This is a genomic window from Neptuniibacter sp. QD29_5, assembly GCF_047778125.1.
Lineage (GTDB): Bacteria > Pseudomonadota > Gammaproteobacteria > Pseudomonadales > Balneatricaceae > Neptuniibacter.
Genome location: NZ_CP180556.1, coordinates 2041667 through 2064066, shown reverse-complemented (window position 1 = coordinate 2064066; position 22400 = coordinate 2041667). Strand labels below are relative to the sequence as shown.

Genomic DNA, 22400 nt, shown 5'->3' with positions numbered 1-22400 from the left:
CAATTAAGTGTTTTAACGTTTTATGTAAAAGTCTTTACCACTGAATTATGTTTTCTATCTGTTGTTTCAGTGCCGCAGTTGTAAGGTGTTTCGTGCACAGTGTAGCTAGTACAACATCGTCGAAGAAGTTGATTACAAAGTGATAGTTTTCTTCTGATGCGAGCTCAATGCTAACTACATGATCGCTTTTATTTTGATCTGCCAAAGTAGAAGGGGTAGAAGTTAAAAATTCTAATAACTCAATAAGAAATTCTGTATCCAGAGTTGAATGGCCTAACTTACCCTCTGGAGTTATCAAAGCAATGCCTACTACACCTTCTAGAAGGGGTATTTTGCTCAGTACCTTATCTGAGAAATCAATTCTATTCTCAGAGTATTGGATAACGTCGTCTAGGTTTAACTCATCTTCAACCACAGAAAGGCTATTCATCTCATTTATTACTTGAGCTTGATCGGGGAGTAGTTCCTCTAACAAAAATAGAATGTCTTCTTTTTTGCGGGCATCAATAAAATAAACAGGTGCTTGAATACCAAGCTCGTGTAGCCAGCCTTTATACTGAGAGATTGATGGATTTGCTTCTATATCAGATTTTGTCACCGCAATAATCAAAGGCTTATCGTCAATAAGGTGGCGAAATTTTTTTGTATAGAAGTGAAGATCATGTTGAGGGTATTTACGGCTGTTATCTAGGAATAAGATCTCACCTGAATAACCAGAGGCCAAGTTGGAAGTTATTATGTCCCACATAAATTGGAAACGTTCTTGCCCAGGCGTTCCGTAACAATGAATGCGTTGATTGGTAGATGAGGTAACATAACCGTAGTCCATCGCTACAGTAGTGGTTGTTTTTTGTTCTGATGTGCTATCTGATGCATTTGCTTCAGTGTTAAAGCACTTGCCTTCGCTTATGGTGTTGATTGCAGTTGTTTTGCCGGCACCGACGGCACCGAAAAAAATAATCTTTTTGTCCCTCATGTAGGGAACACCCCTTCTTAGGCTGGTACTTATAAGGTCAAGGAACTTGAAAAGAGTCTAGTCTTATTTACTGAAAATCAAGATGTTGATGATAACAAGCATAGAAGGATTTTTCTTGTAAATGCTAACTGAAAGTAAGATTAATCCTGTTTAAGCAAAGGAAGGCTTATTTAGAAATGATCTTAGTTAATATTGTCGGCTTGATATTGCTAAAGCTATACCTGTACCAATGAAGGTACTACCAATTGTACGTGGAATCCAGTGTGAATCGGAAAGTGACTTAGAGCGCTTTAAAAGCCTTGATCCCCAATAGCTATAGCTAATAAGGCAAGTAGCTGAACAGCATAAAAATGTACTGACTAATAATGAAAACTGCGGCAGTAAGTCCGCCTCAATCGTAATAAATTGGGGAAACAAAGCTGTAGTAAATATGATTGCTTTAGGGTTGGTTAGTGCGACCAGAGCTCCCTGAAGAAAATAGCTGTGCTTTCTAGGCTTAGTGTCCTCAATAAGGTCTGAAGTCTTTAAAGACAGATTTGAACGCCAGATCTTTATGCCGAGGTATACAAGATAGATCGCGCCGAGATATTTGATAACCATAAACGCTGTTGAAGAACTGAGGACTAATGCACTTAGGCCTAAGACTGCACATGATGACATCACAAATAGCCCTGTTATATTCCCTAAAATCGTATATAGGGAAGACTTCCAGCCAGTTTTAAGAGAATGGGACAGCACTAATAAAATTGCAGGCCCAGGGGTGATCGTTGCCACCAGTGCTATGGAGATAAATGCAATCCAAGTACTGATCTCCATAAGGCTTCCTCTTCAATTTCTGTTTTAGTGTGTTCTGATAACTAGGGAGGGGTTAACTGCACTTTAACAATTAATACCAGCTAGAAGCTATAGCTAGTATTGTCGGAGATTAAGGCTATGATCCCTTTAACCTTGTCCTTGGTAGTACGCGAAAAACTCATCAATGAACAAGTGGACTTTGGCAGAGACGTGCAGCCTACTTGGATAGATGGCTGAAAGCTCCATTGTTGGGGCCAGCCATTCAGGAAGTAGATGTTTAATTGCTCCGGTTTCGATATAGGGCTTAACCACAAAATCGGGACAAAGGCTTATGCCTTGTCCGTTTAAAACCAAAGCGTTAACTGCCTGAGCACTGTTGATATTGAGCCCCGCATTTACCTCTATCGATTGACGTTCTCCATCTTCTTTATGGCTAAACTTCCAAACCTTGCCCGAACGATAATTTGTGTCTGCGATTAACTGATGGTTGTGTAGATCGCTTAATATTTTGATTTCAGAATGCTGTTTTAGGTATTTTGGGCTAGCGCACAAATAACTATGTATAGTGCCGATTGGTTTAGCAATTAGAGAGGAATCTTGAGGTTTACCAATCCGGATGGCTAAGTCGTAGCCTTCATCAATCAAATCCACATAACGATCATTGAGCTGAAGGTCTATCTGTACTTCGGGGTACTTTTCTTTAAAGGTGCTTAACACAGGCGTTAAGTGAATTTCTGCAAAGGTGCTTGGCGCTGAAATCTTCAGCAGCCCTTGAGGTGTTTGATGCAGTTCTTTTACAGAATGGTGGAGGTTGTTAAAGCTTTCTAGCAAATTATTGCAGGGCTCAAGGTATGCAAATCCCGTTGTTGTTAGGCTTATTTGCCGCGTAGTACGGTTTAATAATCTTACACCGAGTTCTGTTTCTAACTGCGCGATATAGTTACTTACTTGTACTTTAGAAATGCCAAGCTTTCGGGCTGCTGCTGAAAAGCCTTTTTCTTTGACCACTACAGTAAATACCTGCATACAGGTAATACGATCCATGAGACTAATCTCGATTGTTAATGGAAGTGAAACAATCTATCAATAATTAAATGTATAGTAAATACATCTTATTGTAGGCATACTTCGATTCAAATAGATGAGCTCTATCGCTTTGTTATATCTCTTTATTCTGATTAAGAGAGTGAAGGCTGCAGGAATAAAGCAACTCACCGCAGCGAAGGGTGGTTTTAAAGAACGTAAATCTGGTGAATTGGAGGTCGGTTATCCGGTCCTCATTGCTTACTTTTAGAAACGGGAATAAACATGTCCAAAGAGATCCTGATCAATCCTGCACGCTTAAGAGATGCGGAACGTATAGTGCGCATAACCATGGCTATTATCTTGATAACGGCTGGAACCAGTAAAATTTTTAGCGACGGTGGCTTTGTAAATTACTACTCTGGCTTATTCCAAGGGGATCTGCGCATTCAACTGCCTGCAATACTGATCGATACGTATCTAAGTTGTATTCAGTATATCGAAGTGGGTTTAGGTTTAGCCCTGTTGGTGCCTAGACTCAAAGCTTACACTATGTACGGTTGGTTTGGATTTATGCTGAGCTTGTTAGTAGGGCACTATATCTTGCAAGAGTGGTCAGCCGTAAACCAGATGCTGGATTATATCTTCTTAGGTGTGTTGTGCTTTGTGTTGCCGATGCATGGTGAATCTGAAGTTACTAATCAGCAATAGACCAAGCTTCTAATCTTAGGTATGCAAGGGGGCATGCCTAAGGTTAGTGAGTTTATGTAATTGAAAAAGGTTAGCTATTTATTTTCTCTAGCCACGAAGTGGCGCCCTAAAAGCGTAGCGTTCTCTAGCCGAATGCGTCTTCAAGCGTCAGCGTCCTGAACTTAACCTACAACATCCAATTCTCTCTGCTTAAACTCAGCACCTGATCCTTCAACAATTTTCCGACACTGAACAACATCAACACCCTCTAACCCATTAATTGCCGATACCTGCACATCATCAATTAGCTCGCTGGCACGTTTGATAAAGGCTTGTACTGCTTGGTAAGAGTCAGGTAGGGCCGGTTGGCAGTGCTGTTGATAGACCACCTCGTTTTGAGCATTCAGCGAGATTGATAGTGCGTCTATGCATTCAGCTAATTCAGGCACTATGTCGCGTTTATGGAAGAGGTTGCCGAGGCCATCGGTGTTGATGCGGGTTTTACCGCCATTTTCTTTTACCCAAGTAGCGATTTGTAAAAGAGTTTTAAGTCTCAAAGTTGGTTCGCCGTAGCCGCAAAATACGATTTCATCGTAATCTGTTGGGTTGCCGATTAAGGGAATGATGGTATCTGCTTCTGGGCGTTTACTTAGATAGAGTTCGTGACCTTTAACTTCGGTTGAGCCGTTATGTTTTGGGCAGAACTGGCAGGCAAGAGTGCAGCGGTCGGTTAAGTTGATGTAGAGGCTATTTCGGATCTGATAAACGTAGCTATCTTGGTGCTCATTTGGGGTAGGGCGTTTTGCTGGGTTGGGGCGTTTATATGTCATAGCTTACGGCTTATCAGCGATATTTATAGATAGAAATCTACTTTAGCAGGGCTAGTATTATAGGGTGTTGATGCTTATCAAAAGTGACCCGGTTAGGGTGCAAATGCACCCATAAACCGGTATCGAAGGGGAAGGTTTCGCTATGAAATTGGTAAGTACTTAAGCTGCCGCTCGGCGTGCACCGTGCTCAGGGTGAGTTGCTATAAAGTGGTTAAGTACTTTTTGCAGCATTTCTGCATGAGCATAGTTGTGATCGCGCTGGGCTTTTTCTATGTCATCCATAATGATGCGTTGAATCTTCTGTTCGCCATCGTGGGTAATCATGTAATGGCCGAGGGCCATGGCAATCATTGGGTCCATGTGTTCGTGTTCTGCAATGGCATCTACTTCGTCTGCAGTTAGGTCACTTAGTTCCAGACACTCTTCGTAGGTTAACATTTCTCTCTTCCTCTGCCTTTTACAGGTCATTTTTATTGGTGTTGCATTGATACGTGTTTAAGCCTCTTCCGGTCTCTCTCCAAACCGGCAAATTAGAGTTTAGGAGAGGAATCTAAGATTCTCTAATACATTAGGAGGATAAAAATTCACTATGAATATTCATTCAAGTATTGAAATTCATGTTGCGGTTGCGAAAGATGAGTATGATTCAACTAAGGGTTTGCCGTATTTAAAGGGCTAGAGGTGTGGTGCAGAACAGCAGCCCTATTTTGGTGCATTTGAACCAGAATAGGGAGCTATAAAAATAAATTTTTTAGACGATTAAAGAATAACTGGAAAGTCGCTTTTTAGGCGTTCTAAAAGCGCTTGTTTTCCTTGCGGATTCTTCTGTGTGACATCTTCCCCAGCAGTAGGAAAATGAATGTCACGAAGGCGGGATAACCAGAAGCGCAGTGCTGCGGTTTTCATCATTGCCGGTAAGAGATCGATCTCCATCGGATCTAAAGGGCGGATCTCCTGATACATGTTCAGCATCTGCTGCGCTTTCTGGTTATCAAACTGATTATTGGTTTCGTCAAAGCACCAAGCGTTAAGGGTAACGCTTAGATCGTAGAGATAAGGTGTTGAGCAAGCGTGATAGAAATCGATCAGGCCTGATAGCCGATCACCATCAAACATGGCGTTGTCTGGGAAAAGGTCTGCGTGCACAGGTCCTGATGGTAGGGTGGTCCAGTCGATATCTCCGGTTTCCATCAAGCTGTTTTGCAATAAGGCTTGCTGCTCTTTATCTAGGTTTGGCAATACCTTAGAAGCCAACTCGTTACACCACTGCGGAATATGGCTGTATTCATCGAGTTCTAGTTGTGATGAAAGTTGGTGGAATTGGGCAAGGGTACTGCCAATTGTTTTAGCTTGAGAAAGCGTTGGCTGATCTAGTGGTGCACCTTCTAAGCAGTTCATTAATACGGCGGGTTTGCCGTTGAGCATACCGAATAGATCACCGTTATTCAGGTGGATTGGTTGAGCACATGCAAGCTCGTTAATCGCTAGATGATCAACTAGACCCAGAATAAAGGGCAGTTTCTCTTTAGGTACAGACTCAACCAGTGTTAGGACAAAGCGGCCTTGATCGGTATCGACAAAAAAGTTGCTGTTCTCAACGCCTGCGCTAATGCCTTTATAGCTTTGTAACTCACCGACTGCGTAGTTCTGAAGGTAGGTTTGAAGTTCTGAAAAGCTAACTGCGGTGTAAACTGACATTATCGGTCTTTGTCCTACTGGTGTATCTGTTAGTGATTTTTTGGGGATTCAGTGTTCTTTTGTAGCCACTGCCATAGGCTTTCAGCACAGCTCTTACGCACGAGAATGTCGTAATCCTTAGTGTCGTGTAGAGACATAATGTTGATACCTTCAGCTAGCTCAACATCAGTTACGGGTAAACATGAAAACTGCTGGGTATTTGAGCTGCTTAGAAGGTAATGAATCGCTGCTTTATTTAGATACGCTTTGGAGCCTTCTTCGCTGGTTTCTAGCTTAAGGTCTTCGCCAAAGGTTTCGCGCAGTGCTTGGAATACGGATTCATGAGCACCCGTAGGCGGAAGAACCAGCCAACGGTTTTCGTTGATCCAAAGAATCGCTAAACGGCCCATGCAAGAGATGCGATTAACGGTTAGTGGTTGAGCAACGCCCATCACTTCACCCACGGCGATAAGAAGGTCTTGGTCAGGCTCGGTATCCAATGCAAGATCGCCAATAAAAGGGCGTTCTCGCACAATAATGCTATTAATTCGGCTGTCGTTGTCTATCGCTGCTTGGATGTTCAAATGAACCAGCGTGCCGCCTTGGGTGGCTTTGTTAGTATTGTTTTGCATAGACATTTTACTCCTTTACAGGGCTTTCGCCTGTAAATCAGCGTGGTAAGAGGAGCGAACCATCGGGCCACTGGCTACATTCTTAAAGCCAAGTTCGTAACCGATCTCTTCGTACTCTTTAAATTCTTCCGGTGTTACATAACGCTCTACAGCGAGGTGATATTTACTTGGCTGTAGGTATTGGCCGATGGTTAACATGTCGACATCATTGGCACGAAGATCTTTCATTACTTTGATGATCTCTTCTTTGGTTTCACCCAAACCAACCATCAACCCTGATTTTGTATCGACTTCTGGATTTAAACGCTTAAATTGGTAAAGCAGGTTAAGCGAGTTATGGTAATCCGCACCCGGGCGTACCGATGGGTACAAGCTAGGTACAGTTTCCATGTTGTGATTCAGAACATCTGGAACTTGCTGAGATAGGATCTCTAATGCAAGATCAACTTTGCCGCGAAAATCTGGGACTAAGATCTCAACCTTTAGATCTTCACTGACTTTACGCGCTTCTTTTACTACTTCAGCAAAATGCGCTGCACCACCATCTCTTAGATCGTCACGATCTACCGAGGTGATAACCACATATTTAAGACCGAGCTTTTCGATTGTGGATGCGCAATTCTTTGGCTCTTCTGGATCAAGCGCCATTGGTCGACCATGCGCTACATCACAGAAAGGGCAGCGACGAGTACAAATAGCACCCATGATCATCAATGTCGCAGTTTTGTGACTAAAGCACTCTGCCAAGTTAGGGCAGGATGCTTCTTCACAAACTGTATGCAATTTAAGGTCGCGAAGTTGTTTCTTAACCTTTTTTACATTGGCATTTGAGCGGGCATCTATACGAATCCATTCCGGTTTACGTAGGCGTTCTCTTTCTGGGTCTGGTTTGTGACGCAGACGAGACATTTTTGATTCGCCTTTCAGCTCTTGTAGTGGAATCAATTCCATAGTGACACCTCGCGATGTTCAATTAAAAATAGAGGCCAAGCTGATAAGGGTGACAGCCCGGCCTCCAGACTTACAGGGATGGAAACGGATTAACCGCGGTAGTAACGCTGCTCAATAAATGGTGCTTTAGAAACCACCATTGGTAGCTGCTTGCCACGTACTAGAGCGAAAACTTCTGTTTCAAGTGCAGAGTAAGCGGTTTCTACATAGCCCATAGCTACTGGCTTACCAACTGTAGGGCCAAAGCTACCGGAAGTAACAGTACCGATCTTTTCACCGTCAGCATTTACAAGGTCAGCGCCTTCACGGATCGGAGCTTTACCCGATGCGATAAGGCCAACACGCTTACGGCTGTAGTTTTTGTTAGCGATCTGATCAAGGATCTTATCAGCGCCTGGGAAACCGGCAGCACGTTCGCCATCGGCACGACGGCACTTGCTAATAGCCCAAATAAGGCTGCCTTCGATTGGTGTTGTTGTTGGATCTAGGTCGTGACCGTATAGGCAAAGACCAGACTCCAAACGTAGAGAGTCACGTGCACCAAGGCCAATAAATTCAACTTCGGGCTGCTCTAGGAATAGGCGGCATAGACGATCTGCATCAGCAGAAGGGATAGAGATCTCGTAACCATCTTCACCTGTGTAACCAGAACGGCTGACGAAGCAATCAACGCCATCGATAGCGATGTGACGAGAGTCCATAAATACCAGTTCATTAACTTCTGGGCAGATGCGAGAGAGTGCTTGTGCTGCTTCTGGGCCTTGAAGTGCAACCAGTGCTCGATCATCCAGAACTTCTAGCTCAACGCCTTCACCAAGGTTTGCACGCATGTGAGCGATGTCCTGATCTTTACATGCAGCGTTCACTACAACGTAAAGGTGGTCACCGTAGTTAGTCACCATCAGGTCGTCCATGATGCCGCCTTCATCGTTAGTGAAAAGGGCATAACGCTGTTTACCTGCTGGCAGGTCGATAATGTCTACAGGTACTAGTTTCTCTAGTTCAGCTGCAGCATTTTCGCCTGTTAGCTTAACCTGACCCATATGAGATACATCAAAAAGACCAGCGTGATCACGGGTGTGAACGTGCTCTTTCTTTACACCTAGCGGGTATTGAACCGGCATTTCAAAACCTGCGAAAGGTACCATTTTTCCACCTAGCTCAATGTGCATGTCATATAGAGGTGTTTTGCTCAGTTCGGACATTGTGTTCTCCATAATGCTTGTTCTGTGCAGCCTTCGTCTTTGCGAAGCTGCTCGTGTTCTTCAGGTGCAGTGCTTTGACTACAGTTCTTTAAGTACAATCTGATGGAAAAGCTCTATTGGGGTAAAACTCTTTCAACAGATTGTTCAGGCTTTAAAGGATCGGACCACCGTCGGTGATCCGATCTTCAGCTTTACTGATTAAGCGTTTTTACCGTCAGTTGTATCAACTGGAGCACCGTTACGCGCGAAGTACTCTTTAGTCAGTTTGAAGACAACTGGGCTCAATAGCGCCAGAGCAATCAAGTTAGGCAGAGCCATCATGGCATTTAGCGTATCTGCTACTAGCCAGATGAAATCCAGACTTACGATTGCGCCTACAGGCACCGCAATAATCCAAAGAACACGGTATGGTTTGATCGCTTTAACACCGAATAGGAACTCAACACAGCGTTCGCCGTAGAAAGACCAACCGATGATTGTAGTGAAAGCAAATACCGCTAGAGCGATAGCTACTAGGTAGTTACCAACGCCAGGAAGTGCATGAGCGAACGCTGCAGACGTTAGTGCTGCGCCAGACTCGCCGGATGTCCAAGCACCGGAAGTAATGATAACCAGACCAGTAATTGAACAGATGATTAGGGTATCGATAAACGTACCCAGCATCGCGATTAGACCTTGGCGAACAGGATCTTTTGTTTGAGACGCAGCGTGGGCAATAGGTGCAGAACCAAGACCCGCTTCGTTAGAGAAGACACCACGTGCTACACCGAAACGGATAGCAGCCCAAACAGCAGCACCCGCAAAGCCACCTTCTGCCGCAGCAGGAGAGAATGCGTGAGTGAATACTAGATCCAATGCTGCAGGGATTGCTTCAGCATTAATAGCTAGTACAACAAGGCCTGCACCTAGGTAAGCGATTGCCATTAGAGGTACTAGAGAACCAGCAACGGCGCCAATACGCTTGATACCACCAATAAGAACAGCACCTACTAGTACCATTAGGATCACGCCTGTTACCCAAACATCTAGGCCAAAGTTAGATTCTAGAACGTCTGCAACAGAGTTGGACTGTACCGTGTTACCGATGCCGAAAGCGGCTACTGCACCAAAGATTGCAAATGCAGTACCTAGCCAAGCCCACTTAGCGCCAAGACCGTTTTTGATGTAGTACATCGGACCACCAACATGGCGGCCTTCTTCGTCTACTTCACGGTACTTCACAGCCAGTACTGCTTCAGAGAACTTAGTTGCCATACCAACCAGTGCGGTACACCACATCCAGAATAGAGCACCAGGTCCGCCTAGGAACACAGCAGTTGCTACACCGGCAATGTTACCAGTACCAACTGTTGCTGATAGCGCAGTCATAAGTGCTTGGAAGGGAGAGATTTCGCCTTCTTTTTCTTCTCCTTTTTTAGTTTTACGGCCTTCGAACAGAAGTTTAAAACCCGTACCTAGTTTAAGAAGAGGCATAAGACGTAGACCTAGCATTAGGAATAAACCAACGCCAAGAATAAGAACAAGCATCATAGGACCCCACACGATCCCATTAATGCTGCTGATGATAGAGGTTAATGTTTCCATGAACCTAGACTCCAATCGGATTGTTATTTTTATTTGAACGCACTTGGATTGTTTAAAACTTCTTAAAGCACCAGGGCAGAGCTTTTAGATTTCCAAACATGCTTACTTACAAAAGGTGAAGCTTTTGGCTTCGCTTACTTCGCTTGAATCTGCCACTCAAGAAAAAGAAAGGTTATTTGTGAAATAAGTTTCCAATACGAAACAAAGCTAGCGTAAGGGAAAATTAATTTCAACGAAAATATGTTGAAAAAGATTTGATTAGAGCTATCTAATTCTTATTTCTTGAATAAAGCCTAATAAAAACAAGTGGTTGGCGTTATAGGAAAAATTTTCATTTTAGACGGATAGGCTAAAAAGCTTATCAGCAGGGCGGTTTACTATGATGAATCTAAGGTCGTTAACTAGTTTTAGACTGCTTTTTATTCATAGGTGCTGCCGCTGTTAAGTTAGGTACGCCTATGAAATAAGGAATAGGCTTTAATGTAGCAATAAGCCTTTAAGGTGAATTTGAGAGCAACAAAACTGGATTTGAATGAAAAAAGTTTCCAATAGGAAACTTTTTGTTGATTTTGGAAAATCTCACTGCTAGTCTGAAATCAAATCGACGGTATTTGAACAATTAATGATCAATTTGTTCGAAGTTATATAGCTCTTTAGTAAGCGGACTATAACCGCAACCGTACATAGAGACGGTTTAAAGAGTAGATACATAAAATAATAAAAAGAGCGGTTAGACCGCTGTAGTGAGGTCGCAGTGCCATTAAGTATTTTTGATCTATATAAAGTAGGGATTGGTCCTTCCAGTTCTCATACGGTAGGCCCGGTTGTTGCGGCTAATCGTTTCTTAGATGAATTGCGTGAGCGTGATCAACTGGATCAAGTTGCCTCAGTACATGTAGGTTTGTTCGGCTCTCTGGCAATGACAGGTAAAGGTCACGCAACGGATGTTGCTGTGATGATCGGTCTAATGGGTGAGAAGCCTGATCTGGTCGACCCAGATAAAGTGCCTGTTTACGTTGACCAGATTCGTAACACTAAACAGATCAATTTAGCAGGTGAGCGCATGATTGCGTTCAACCCTGAAACTGATCTGCCATTTAACTTTGGTGAGTCTTTACCAAAGCATCCAAACGGCATGCATTTTAAAGCGTACGATGCAGCCGGCATTATTTTGCACGACAACATCTTTTACTCCGTAGGCGGTGGCTTTGTACTAAGTGACGCCGAAGCAGGTAAAGAGAAAGGTGCAGAACCTGAATTCAAACTTCCTTTCCACTTCGATAATGGCGTTGAGCTATTAGAAGTCTGTGAACGTGAAGGCAAAACCATTGCTGAAATCGTTTTAGCCAATGAGCTGACATGGGCCGAGCAAGACGTGTTAGAAGAGCGCCTGTGGAACCTTTGGCAGGTGATGGATAACTGCATTAAGCGTGGCTGCACTGAAGAGGGTGAGCTACCGGGCGGTCTACATGTTAAACGCCGTGCTCACGAACTTTATGAAGAGCTTAAGTCTAGCCCTGAAGCTGCACTGAAAGATCAGCTAACTGTAATGGATTGGGTCAATCTATTTGCTATTGCGGTTAATGAAGAGAATGCAGCGGGCGGTCGAGTGGTAACGGCGCCAACTAATGGTGCTGCCGGTGTTATTCCAGCTGTTCTAGCTTACTACGACCGTTTTGTTCCCGGCTCTAACCGACAAGGTATTTTTGATTTCTTAGCGACATCCGCTGCTATCGGCATGCTTTATAAGAAGAACGCTTCTATCTCGGCTGCCGAAGTTGGCTGCCAAGGTGAGATCGGTGTGGCTTGTTCTATGGCTGCCGGTGCGCTTTGTGCCGTGATGGGCGGTACCAATCAGCAAATCGAGAATGCTGCAGAAATTGGCATGGAACATAACTTAGGCCTGACCTGTGACCCGATTGGTGGTCTGGTGCAAGTGCCGTGTATCGAACGTAACACCATGGGGGCAGTGAAAGCGATCAATGCTGCGCGCTTAGCACTTCGTGGTGATGGTGAACATCATGTATCTCTAGACTCTGTTATCGAAACTATGCGTCAAACAGGTCTGGATATGCAGGATAAATATAAAGAAACCTCTCAAGGTGGGCTGGCCGTAAACGTGGTTGCCTGCTGATTCTTCGTAATAAAAAAATAAGAGAATAAAAAATCATGAGTCACAGTGATCTGTATCGCAACGACGCTGTTTGCGAAGCATTTTTTACCCAAGACCTAGCAGAGCGCGATGCTGATCTGCTGTCTGCAGTAAATGAAGAGTTTGATCGTCAGGAGATGGGGATTGAGCTGATAGCCTCTGAAAACATTGTATCTAAAGCCGTAATGCAGGCGCAGGGTACAGTACTAACAAACAAATACGCAGAAGGTTATCCGGGCCGTCGTTACTACGGTGGTTGTGAGTACGTAGATAAGGCTGAAGGCCTAGCTATCGAGCGTGCAAAAGAGCTATTTAACTGCGAATTCGTAAACGTTCAGCCGCACTCAGGTGCGCAAGCAAACGGCGCGGTTATGTTGGCACTATTGCAACCGGGCGATACCGTATTGGGCATGTCTCTGGATGCCGGTGGTCACTTGACTCACGGTGCGCGTCCAGCCCTTTCTGGTAAATGGTTCAATGCTGTTCAGTACGGTGTGTCTCGTGAAGATAGCCGTATTGACTACGATGAAATTGAGAGGCTAGCGGTTGAATGCCAGCCGAAGATGATTATTGCAGGTGGTTCTGCGATTCCACGTCAGATCGATTTCGCACGTTTCCGTGAGATCGCTGACAAAGTAGGTGCGTACCTGTTTGTTGATATGGCGCACATTGCAGGTCTAGTAGCGACGGGTGCTCACCCATCACCGCTTCCTCATGCCCATGTTGTTACGACAACAACGCACAAAACCCTTCGTGGCCCTCGTGGCGGCATGATCCTATCTAACGATCTGGATCTAGGTAAGAAGATCAACTCTGCGGTATTCCCAGGTCTTCAGGGTGGTCCACTGATGCACGTAATCGCAGCGAAAGCGGTTGCTTTCGGTGAAGCGCTACAGCCTGAATTTAAAGTTTACATCGATCGCGTTGTAGAGAATGCCAAAGTGCTTGCGGGCGTTATGGTTGAGCGTGGTTGTGACATTGTAACTGGTGGTACAGATACGCACCTGATGTTGGTCGATCTTCGTCCTAAAGGTCTTAAAGGTAATGTAGTAGATGAAGCGCTAGAGCGCGCAGGCATTACTTGTAACAAAAATGGCATCCCATTTGACCCTGAAAAACCAATGGTGACTTCTGGTATTCGTCTTGGCACGCCAGCAGGTACAAGCCGTGGTTTTGGTCCAGAAGAATTTAAGCTGATTGGTAACCTGATTAGCGATGTATTGGATGGTCTAGTGGCTAACCCAGAAGATAACTCCAAAGTTGAAGCGGAAGTGCGTGCGCAGGTCGAAGAGCTGTGCAAGAAGTTCCCTCTTTACCGTTAATAAACCTGTGTAACGAATGAGCAATAGGAAAACATTATGAGCATTCCATCTAACTACCTTTTCACACCAAGCCATGAGTGGGTTCTGGACAATGGTGACGGCACTATCTCTCTAGGCGTATCTGATCACGCTCAGGAACTTCTAGGTGATGTGGTTTTCGTTGAACTACCAGAGATTGGCCACGCAGTAGAAGCGGGTGAAGAGTTCTCTCTAGTTGAATCTGTAAAAGCAGCGTCTGACATCTATTCTCCAGTGTCTGGTGAAGTAGTTGAAGTTAACGAAGCTTTGGAAGATGCACCAGAGACAGTAAACGAAGCACCATACACTGATGGTTGGATCGTAAAAATTAAGCTGTCTGATTCATCTGAATTGGCAAAACTTCTAAACGCAGAAGCTTACGAAGCAACGATTGCAGAAGAAGCTTAATTGGTTGAGTTGCTAGGTATGTTGTAAAGGTCTAATCAGCCTGAGTACCTAGTAACCCTGTCCCCCAATTAGCTTTAGCAAGGCGAAGTGGTAGTGCAGGACCGCTTCGCACCCTTAAATTTATTTGGTTTAAGTGTTTGTTACACACATTTAAATCGATCGGTTACCACAGGTTATTGTTATGGCAGTAGAAACTCGCACTTTGAGTGATCTTCAGCAGACGACTGATTTTACCCGTCGTCATATTGGTCCAGATAGTGAGCAGACTCAGGAAATGTTGTCCTTTTTGGGTCTTAACTCAATGGATGAACTGATTACACAAACAGTTCCAGATTCCATCCGCTTAGATGATGCTTTAGATATGGCGGATAGCAAGACTGAAGCTGATGCGCTTGCGTATATCAAATCATTAGCTGATAAAAATAAGGTTAATAAATCTTATATTGGTATGGGCTATAGCAATACTCTGGTTCCAAACGTTATTTTGCGTAACGTTATGGAAAACCCAGGTTGGTACACAGCTTATACACCTTACCAGCCAGAGATTGCTCAGGGTCGTCTAGAAGCGCTGCTTAACTTCCAGCAGATGGTGATGGACCTGACGGGCATGGAACTGGCGAATGCGTCACTTCTTGATGAAGCAACTGCTGCGGCAGAAGCGATGACGCTGTGCAAGCGTTCTAACCGTAAGAAAACTAATACTTATTTTGTTGCTGATGATGTTCACCCGCAAACGCTGGACGTCATCAAAACACGTGCCGAATACTTTGGTTACGACATCGTAGTAGGTAACCCGCTAACAGATCTTGAAGCGGCAGATCCATTTGGTGTTCAACTACAGTACCCAAGTACTTACGGCGATATCACTGATATCAAATCTATTATTGATGCGGCTAAAGGCCAGAAAGCAATGGTTTCCGTTGCTGCTGATATCCTAGCCTTGGTTCTTCTTAAATCACCAGGTGAGCTGGGTGCTGATGTTGTACTAGGTTCCTCTCAGCGCTTTGGTGTACCAATGGGCTTTGGTGGTCCACACGCAGCTTTCTTTGCTGCATCTGAAAAGCTAAAACGTTCTGTGCCTGGTCGTATCATCGGTGTATCTATCGATGTAAACGGTAACCAAGCATTGCGTATGGCGATGCAAACACGTGAGCAGCATATCCGTCGTGAGAAGGCGACATCTAACATCTGTACTGCTCAAGCCTTGCTTGCCAACATGGCTTCTTTCTACGCTGTATACCACGGTCCAGAAGGCCTTAAGACAATTGCAGAGCGCGTGCATCGTTTAACGGCTGTGCTTGCGAATGGTCTTAAAGCGAAAGGCATTGCGGTTAACGATACGTACTTCGATACGTTGACTGTTTCTCTGCCTGAGACTCAAGAGGTTGTTTATCAAAGAGCGATCGATGCGGGTTGTAACTTCCGTAAGGTTGGCTCGGATAAGTTGGGTATCAGCTTGGATGAAACAACATCTTCTGAAGATGTTGCGCAGTTGCTAGACGTTATGCTTGGCGACGATCATGGTCTAAGCGTTGAAGAGCTTGATGCAGCGATTGTTGCTGGTGAAGCGACGGGTATCTCTGCAGAGATGCGTCGTGAAGATGCAATCCTGACGCATCCAACGTTCAACAGCTACCATAGCGAAACTGACATGCTTCGTTACATGAAGAAGCTAGAGAACAAAGATTACTCTTTGGCGCATGGCATGATCCCACTCGGTTCTTGCACCATGAAGCTAAACGCTACGGCTGAGATGATCCCAGTGACATGGCCTGAGTTTGCAAACATTCACCCGTTTGCACCGGCTGACCAAGTGCAGGGCTATCACCAAATGCTGCACGAATTGGAAGATCAGCTGGTAGAGATTACCGGTTACGACAAGGTTTCTTTGCAGCCTAACTCAGGTGCTTCTGGTGAATACGCAGGTCTATTGGCGATTCGTAAGTACCAAGAGTCTGTTGGTGAAGGCCATCGTAATGTTTGCTTGATCCCATCGTCTGCGCACGGTACTAACCCGGCTTCTGCAGCGATGATGGATATGAAGATCATTGTGACTAAATGTGATGACAACGGTAACGTTGATGTTGCTGATCTTCGCGCACAAGCTGAATTACACAAAGATGATCTATCTTGCTTGATGATCACTTACCCATCTACACACGGTGTTTATGAGGAAGATATCGTAGAGATCTGCGACATCATCCACAAAAACGGCGGTCAGGTTTATATGGATGGCGCGAACATGAATGCGCAGGTAGGTATCTCTAAGCCGGGTGTGATCGGTTCGGATGTATCTCACCTAAACCTGCACAAAACATTCGCTATCCCACACGGTGGCGGTGGACCAGGTATGGGTCCAATCGGCGTTAAGAGCCACTTGGCACCGTTCCTAGCGAGCCACAAAGTAAGCCCAGTTGAAGGTGTAAATCCAGAAAACGGTGCGGTTGCTGCTACGCCTTATGGTTCTGCTTCAATCCTACCGATCACGTGGATGTACAACGTTATGCTAGGTAAGTCCGGCCTTAAAGCATCGACAGAGATGGCGATCCTTAATGCTAACTACATGACTGAAAAATTGGCTGCGCACTATCCGGTACTTTACCGTGGCCGCAACAACAAAGTTGCTCACGAATGTATCGTTGATATTCGCCCAATCAAAGAAGAAAGCGGTGTTACTGAAGAAGATATTGCTAAGCGTCTAATGGACTATGGTTTCCATGCGCCAACAATGTCCTTCCCAGTAGCTGGTACTTTGATGATCGAGCCAACTGAATCGGAATCTAAAGCAGAGATTGATCGCTTCATTGATGCCATGGTTCAGATCCGTGAAGAGATTAACAAAGTACAAAATGGTGAATGGCCTGCGGATAACAACCCGCTGTTCAATGCGCCGCATACTCAATCGGACATTATGAGTGCAGGATGGGAGCGTCCATATAGCCGTGAAGAGGCTGTATTCCCGAATGAAGCAACTCGTCAGAACAAGTTCTGGCCAACAGCTAACCGTATCGACAACGTATACGGTGATCGGAACTTTATCTGCTCTTGTCCAGGTATCGAAGCTTATCAAGACCAGTAATTATCTTTTGCTGCAGGGTTGCTCCTGCAGCAAAGTTAAAAAGTCGAACCATTGGTCTTGAGCCAAGTGAACCGGAGATCCACTTGGTTTAATTCAGCGAGAGCCAATCTGTGCCGGCTTGAGTTGAACAACGGGTAAAACGTCAGATTTACCCGTTACTCCCGCAGTTACCAGGGGGGAATCTGGTAACTGCAACTTTCTATTTTATAGGTCGTTAGAGTGGATTTGGTGTCTACTCGAAATTGGTGTGCTCCCAGCCTTGTGTTGGAGCTTTTTGCGGGGCTAATTTAGCCCCGTTTTTTTTGATCTTTAAAAATTTGAATGGGAATCACTGAATAACTTTAGAGATTTTCAAGATGCATTGCCGGAGAACCTCTGCGAACTCAACTAAAATAACTGTATGAAAAATGATCTGTTTTTCATTGGGAACGTACCAATTAGAGAATACTCAAAGCTAATAACTCGCAAAATAACAAGCCTAAGAGGTGATCATTATGCTGCTGAGTCACATACCCGGAATGTTTACCCACCCTGATGCAGAGTGGGAACTGATCAAAAAAGAGCACAGTAATCCCAGTCGTATCTACATGGCCTACACTTGTCTTTTGGCGCTTATAGGTCCTGTGTGTGCTTACATTTCTACAACTCAATTTGGTTGGCGTGTCGGTGATGGTGAGTTGATTAAACTTACTGCAGTAAGTGCATTGCAATTGAACGTCTTAACCTATGTAGCAATCCTTGTTGGTGTGTTTGGCTTAGGCTGGATGATTGACTGGATGTCAAAAACTTACGGTAGTGGGCATGATGAATATGCTGCAAATGGTATTGCCTTAGCTGCTTATTCTTGTACGCCGCTTTTCTTAGCTGGCTTTATATCTTTATACCCCGTTCCTTGGGCTAACATGTTGGTTTACCTTGCAGCCGCTGCGTATACCGGTTATCTGATCTATGACGGTTTGCCACATGTGTTGGGGATCGATAAAGATCAGGCTTTCTTCTTCTGTGGAGCTATTCTGGCTGTAGGGCTTGTTTATTTGGTTATCACTCGCGTAGGTACAGTGATTGTGTGGAACTTAGGGTTTGCACCTGTATTTATCTCTGGATGAATGGATTGTCGAAACGAAAAAGAGCAGCCTAGGCTGCTCTTTTTTATTAAATACTTTAGAAAAGCTCTATATCGTCATCGCGAACTTCAATTCGAGAATCAATATCACGGAAATGTATGATCTGATTGCGGCCATTGTTTTTAGCGTGATAAAGGGCGCGGTCTGCTTGTTCGAAATGCAGCATTGGAGGGGTTACGGGGTCAACAATGGTGTAGCCAATACTTACTGTCAGTTTACCTGACGGGAATGTGTAAGCCTGTACTGCTTGGTGGAAGCGATCTATTGTTGCTAGTGCATGTTCTTCGTCGGCATTGTTGAGAATGACGACAAACTCTTCGCCACCATAACGGAATAAAAAGTCAGTATAACGAAATGTCTTTTTCATCAGCTCGGCGAAGTGCAGTAATACTTCATCACCGTATAGATGACCAAAGGTGTCGTTAATGTTCTTGAAATGGTCAATGTCTAAAACAACCATCCAGGACGGTTTGATATGAGTGTTTTTATGCCCGCGATGGAAAGATACGACTTCATTGAGGCTTAATTCCATGGTCTGGCGATTAGGTAGACCAGTCAACATGTCGCGTTCTTTTGCATCAAGCAGCGCAACTTGCTTCTCGTAGATCCCAAATACACCTTCAATCAAAACCATATCAGCAGAGGAAACTTTGCCAGTAATCAAAATAATACGGCGTGGAATCACATCTTTTGTGATGTCTAAAAAGATGTAATCTTCGCCGCTGAATTTCATGCAGGCTACTCCGCCTTTGCTTTTCGGCAGCGTTTTAAGCATTAGATCTTTATTTCGATCTTCAAACGATTCGTCTAAGGTAATTGGAAAGCGTCTGATTGAGAGGCCTGTATCGGACTTAGCATCACCGAAAATTTCATACGAAACTGCGTCTTCAACACCTTCTAGAGAACAGAAGTAGTGAAGAACTGCATGGGTCAGCGAATTATAAGATTTATGCGCTAGGAACTTTGCGGATAATTCAAACGCTTGTTTGATGTGAAGGTGTTCGCTCATAGTTACTACTTAACGCTACAAGGCCCGTAGGATTTAGGTTTCTATAAATTGTAGCAGTCTAAACGATATTACTGAACAAACGCTTGATATAAATTAGTTTTATTTGATTTATTTGTGTTTTATTTTCAGCCAGTTATCTTTTTATAGATGGCACGTCATTTTTTTCTGTTTCAATTCCCTATGCTAGAGGGGGGGGGGGCTGGAGAAATGCACATTTTCGGCGTAAGAGTTATTTAATGACTTGCTCAATAACTGGCTGAGCATTGGTTTTACGGTGTTGCCTCCATGTATACCAGCCTCCTAACGCCAGAGCTAACCACGCGAGGGTGTCTATAAAAGCAACGCCGTTAATATCAATCCCAGTTTCACGGAATACCCGATCCCAGTGAGATCTACCAGCACCAGATTTGTAGGCAAAGCGTTTGCCATTTGCATCAATTCCGATGAGTTTGTCGTATTTATACGCGTAGTCATGGATTAAACCGGGTAGAAATAATAGGCCTGTCGGGGAGAGAATTGCCCAAAGGGGGCGGGGGATGGAAGCACCGTCAAATTCGAAACCTTTAGGTATCACAATGGTCGTCCCATCACGCATAGTGTAGGTCCAATCAGCAGTAAGTACCCATTTTCGAACGGCAAAAATCCAACGTAGGATTCGAATAATGAGGGATTCGTTTTTGGTTTTTATAGGTAGTGGACGAATAGTTGGCATATTCACCAGATGACTCCTTGTCTTGTTGGTCAAATCCTTTCTTAATTATAGCGCTTTGTAGGGTAAATACTTTTTCAGTTGCTCGATCTGTTCATCGATCGCAGAGGTCTCTTCATTTATGAATTGTTGTACAGCTTGATTGAATCCAACTTCTTTAAGCCAGTGGCCTGAATAAGTAGGCACAGGGGTAAATCCTCGCTGTATTTTATGCTCTCCTTGAGCGCCTGAATCAAATCGTTTTAACCCCAGGCTAATGCAAAATTCAATGCCCTGGTAGTAGCAGGTTTCGAAATGCAGGCTGTCATACTCATCAAAACATCCCCAGTAGCGTCCATACAAAGTTGTGGAGTCTTGTAAAGAGAGCGCCCCTGCTACCGCTGTCTCATTTTTATAGGCCATAACCAGCAATAGATTTTCGGGCATGGTCTTTTTTAGCTGGGTGAAAAATGCTTTGCTGAGATAGGCTTCACGTCCGCGTTTTAGATAGGTTAAACGGTAAAAATCGTAGAAAATATCGATCTCACTGTCAGTAATATCTTTACCCTGAATTTGGCGATGAATAATTCCTTGTTCATCAATTTTTTGTCGCTCTTTTTTGAGGTTTTTGCGCTTACGAGAAGTCAGGCTTTTCAGAAAATCATCGTAGGTGGAGTAATCCTGATTAAACCACTGGTACTGACACCCTTTACGAATCATATAGTTTGAGCTGTCCAGTAACTCTGCTTCTTCTCTGGTGGGGAAAAGCAGGTGCCAAGAGTTAGCTTTAAAATGTTGGCATAGCTGAGGAATTGCTTGGCTTAAGCTCTCAAATAAAGGCTCTATAGGCTGCTTTGTTAATAATCTAGGACCGCCCACGGGAGAGAAGGGGATAGCAGATACGAGTTTTGGGTAGTAATCGATACCATAACGCTCATAAGCTTCAGCCCAGGCCCAATCAAACACATACTCGCCGTAGGAATGGTTCTTTAAATAAAGCGGTAGTATAGCTACAGTTATACCGTTATCTTGCAGTTGTATGTGTAGTGGTTGCCAGCCTGTCTTCGCACTTACGCTCCCTGATTCTTCTAGTGCATGGAGGAATTCGTATCGGCAAAACGGGTAATCAGATGGAAGGAGATTGTTCCATGTGTCTGGGCCTATTTCACTGATTTTATGGCAAATTTTTATTTCTAACATATCGCGGCTTCGGTTGAGTGTTGCTAAGCTAAATAGTGTTGGGGCGATTTGTTGCCTATTGGAATAGAGATGGATGTCAGTGTCAAAGTCGTTATTTTGTATTAAGGCCCCAAATAAGAAGTAAAGCTTAGTGATAGGAGTATTGTAATGGATGAATTAGAGCTTGAGTTTGAACTTCACCCGCAGTTAGCCGCTGATTGTATAGTGTTAGGGGATTTTCCGATTAGTCGACTCTTGCTGTTAAACGATGCTAATTATCCTTGGTTTATATTGGTGCCAAGGCGTGCAGGTGCGACAGAAATCTACCATCTTTCTGATGATGAGCAGTGTGAGTTAATTAAAGAGTCATCATTTTTAGCATCAAACTTGGCTGATAGCTTTGCTGCTAGAAAGATGAATGTAGCATCGTTGGGGAATATGGTGCCGCAATTACACCTTCATCATATCGTCCGTTATGAGACGGATAAGGCTTGGCCTGGACCTGTTTGGGGTAAAGTGCCAGCGGAGCCATATACCGCTGAACAGATACATGAAATAAGACGAAAACTAGAAGCATTAATGTCCGGTGAGCTGGAATTTGTTCCAGAAGAACAGGCTTAATTTAGCTCCGTACAAAATTAGTTCGCTCTATTTTAAATCTTTACGGCCTCAATCCGATTTGGGGCCTGTTCCCTCTGCTTAAATAAGGTATAATCCGCCGTTTTTAAAATACGCTTCCTGCGTTTAGGAAGTTATCGATCGGGTTTATTTCCAATGCCAATCTTTGATTTTCAGTGTGACAGCTGTGGTCACGAGTTTGAAAAACTTGTTCTTAAAAGTGATGCGCCTGCGCCTGCATGTGTTTCCTGCGCAAGTGAGGAAGTGACCAAGAAAGTATCGGCACCGGGTTTTCGCCTTTCTGGCTCCGGTTGGTACGAGACAGATTTTAAGACCGGCAAGAAGAAAAATCTTGCGGGTGGCTCCGGAGCTTCGTCAGGTACAGACAGCTAATTCCGGATGGAAAAAGTATTAATTCATTGACCGTTTGGCGAAAGCTA

At 44.2% G+C, this 22400-nt stretch carries 21 protein-coding genes; 8 read left to right on the top strand and 13 right to left on the bottom strand.

The annotated features are described in order from the left end of the window. Positions 1 to 34: 34 nt before the first annotated feature. From ACMXYR_RS09640 to ACMXYR_RS09630, 3 genes are all read right to left on the bottom strand, one after another. Positions 35 to 976 carry a GTP-binding protein gene (locus ACMXYR_RS09640; RefSeq protein ID WP_415901394.1) on the bottom strand — a complete coding sequence of 314 codons (942 nt, stop codon included), beginning with the start codon at positions 974 to 976 and terminating at the stop codon, positions 35 to 37. Between the two features lie 186 nt (positions 977 to 1162). Continuing rightward, on the bottom strand, positions 1163 to 1792 hold the full coding sequence (locus tag ACMXYR_RS09635) for a LysE family translocator (RefSeq protein WP_415901393.1): 630 nt from the start codon (positions 1790 to 1792) through the stop codon (positions 1163 to 1165). A 126-nt stretch (positions 1793 to 1918) separates the two neighbouring features. Beyond that, positions 1919 to 2815 carry a LysR family transcriptional regulator gene (locus tag ACMXYR_RS09630; RefSeq protein WP_415901392.1) on the bottom strand — a complete coding sequence of 299 codons (897 nt, stop codon included), beginning with the start codon at positions 2813 to 2815 and terminating at the stop codon, positions 1919 to 1921. Positions 2816 to 3079: 264 nt separating this feature from the next. Between ACMXYR_RS09630 and ACMXYR_RS09625 the strand changes: the two genes are divergently transcribed. Further along, a complete protein-coding gene (locus tag ACMXYR_RS09625; protein ID WP_415901391.1) occupies positions 3080 to 3505 on the top strand; it encodes a hypothetical protein in 426 nt (141 codons plus the stop codon). 161 nt (positions 3506 to 3666) lie between these two features. Here the strand turns inward: ACMXYR_RS09625 and ACMXYR_RS09620 are convergent, their stop codons facing one another. From ACMXYR_RS09620 to ACMXYR_RS09590, 7 genes are all read right to left on the bottom strand, one after another. After that, positions 3667 to 4314, bottom strand: a complete 648-nt coding sequence (locus tag ACMXYR_RS09620; protein ID WP_415901390.1) for a TatD family nuclease-associated radical SAM protein — start codon at positions 4312 to 4314, stop codon at positions 3667 to 3669. A gap of 159 nt (positions 4315 to 4473) precedes the next feature. Further along, on the bottom strand, positions 4474 to 4752 hold the full coding sequence (locus ACMXYR_RS09615) for a hypothetical protein (protein ID WP_415887804.1): 279 nt from the start codon (positions 4750 to 4752) through the stop codon (positions 4474 to 4476). A gap of 321 nt (positions 4753 to 5073) precedes the next feature. Further along, complete coding sequence (locus ACMXYR_RS09610) at positions 5074 to 6012, bottom strand: homoserine kinase (RefSeq protein WP_415901389.1); 939 nt, start codon at positions 6010 to 6012, stop codon at positions 5074 to 5076. 29 nt (positions 6013 to 6041) lie between these two features. Further along, positions 6042 to 6623, bottom strand: coding sequence for a sarcosine oxidase subunit gamma family protein (locus tag ACMXYR_RS09605; protein ID WP_415901388.1), 582 nt, complete (start codon positions 6621 to 6623; stop codon positions 6042 to 6044). Positions 6624 to 6638: 15 nt separating this feature from the next. Beyond that, positions 6639 to 7574, bottom strand: coding sequence for a lipoyl synthase (gene lipA / locus ACMXYR_RS09600; protein ID WP_415890995.1), 936 nt, complete (start codon positions 7572 to 7574; stop codon positions 6639 to 6641). An 89-nt stretch (positions 7575 to 7663) separates the two neighbouring features. After that, complete coding sequence (gcvT, locus tag ACMXYR_RS09595; protein WP_415901387.1) at positions 7664 to 8779, bottom strand: glycine cleavage system aminomethyltransferase GcvT; 1116 nt, start codon at positions 8777 to 8779, stop codon at positions 7664 to 7666. Positions 8780 to 8977: 198 nt separating this feature from the next. Next, entirely contained in the window at positions 8978 to 10363 is a 1386-nt protein-coding gene (locus ACMXYR_RS09590) for an alanine/glycine:cation symporter family protein (RefSeq protein ID WP_415891731.1), read from the bottom strand. A gap of 754 nt (positions 10364 to 11117) precedes the next feature. Here ACMXYR_RS09590 and ACMXYR_RS09585 point away from each other — a divergent pair. The 5 genes from ACMXYR_RS09585 to ACMXYR_RS09565 all read left to right on the top strand — a co-directional run bounded on the left by ACMXYR_RS09585 (position 11118) and on the right by ACMXYR_RS09565 (position 18448). Beyond that, on the top strand, positions 11118 to 12497 hold the full coding sequence (locus tag ACMXYR_RS09585; RefSeq protein ID WP_415901386.1) for an L-serine ammonia-lyase: 1380 nt from the start codon (positions 11118 to 11120) through the stop codon (positions 12495 to 12497). 35 nt (positions 12498 to 12532) lie between these two features. Continuing rightward, the gene (locus tag ACMXYR_RS09580) at positions 12533 to 13837 is read left to right on the top strand and encodes a serine hydroxymethyltransferase (RefSeq protein ID WP_415901385.1); all 1305 of its coding nucleotides are present in this window, start codon (positions 12533 to 12535) and stop codon (positions 13835 to 13837) included. A gap of 33 nt (positions 13838 to 13870) precedes the next feature. Continuing rightward, entirely contained in the window at positions 13871 to 14263 is a 393-nt protein-coding gene (gene gcvH, locus ACMXYR_RS09575; protein ID WP_415884652.1) for a glycine cleavage system protein GcvH, read from the top strand. 181 nt (positions 14264 to 14444) lie between these two features. Continuing rightward, positions 14445 to 17342 carry an aminomethyl-transferring glycine dehydrogenase gene (gene gcvP, locus ACMXYR_RS09570; protein WP_415901384.1) on the top strand — a complete coding sequence of 966 codons (2898 nt, stop codon included), beginning with the start codon at positions 14445 to 14447 and terminating at the stop codon, positions 17340 to 17342. 494 nt (positions 17343 to 17836) lie between these two features. Then, positions 17837 to 18448 carry a Yip1 family protein gene (locus ACMXYR_RS09565; RefSeq protein WP_415901383.1) on the top strand — a complete coding sequence of 204 codons (612 nt, stop codon included), beginning with the start codon at positions 17837 to 17839 and terminating at the stop codon, positions 18446 to 18448. Between the two features lie 55 nt (positions 18449 to 18503). Here ACMXYR_RS09565 and ACMXYR_RS09560 read toward each other — a convergent pair whose 3' ends face one another. The 3 genes from ACMXYR_RS09560 to ACMXYR_RS09550 form a co-directional block, all read right to left on the bottom strand. Next, on the bottom strand, positions 18504 to 19475 hold the full coding sequence (locus ACMXYR_RS09560) for a GGDEF domain-containing protein (RefSeq protein ID WP_415901382.1): 972 nt from the start codon (positions 19473 to 19475) through the stop codon (positions 18504 to 18506). Positions 19476 to 19704: 229 nt separating this feature from the next. Beyond that, a complete protein-coding gene (locus tag ACMXYR_RS09555; RefSeq protein ID WP_415903640.1) occupies positions 19705 to 20187 on the bottom strand; it encodes a DUF1353 domain-containing protein in 483 nt (160 codons plus the stop codon). A 45-nt stretch (positions 20188 to 20232) separates the two neighbouring features. Further along, the gene (locus ACMXYR_RS09550; RefSeq protein WP_415901381.1) at positions 20233 to 21363 is read right to left on the bottom strand and encodes a GNAT family N-acetyltransferase; all 1131 of its coding nucleotides are present in this window, start codon (positions 21361 to 21363) and stop codon (positions 20233 to 20235) included. 147 nt (positions 21364 to 21510) lie between these two features. Here ACMXYR_RS09550 and ACMXYR_RS09545 point away from each other — a divergent pair, with 147 nt between their 5' ends. Then, the gene (locus tag ACMXYR_RS09545) at positions 21511 to 21963 is read left to right on the top strand and encodes an HIT domain-containing protein (protein WP_415891007.1); all 453 of its coding nucleotides are present in this window, start codon (positions 21511 to 21513) and stop codon (positions 21961 to 21963) included. A 153-nt stretch (positions 21964 to 22116) separates the two neighbouring features. Further along, positions 22117 to 22353 (top strand): FmdB family zinc ribbon protein, encoded by a 237-nt coding sequence (locus ACMXYR_RS09540; RefSeq protein WP_415891008.1) that lies wholly within the window; start codon positions 22117 to 22119, stop codon positions 22351 to 22353. The last annotated feature ends 47 nt before the right edge of the window (positions 22354 to 22400 follow it).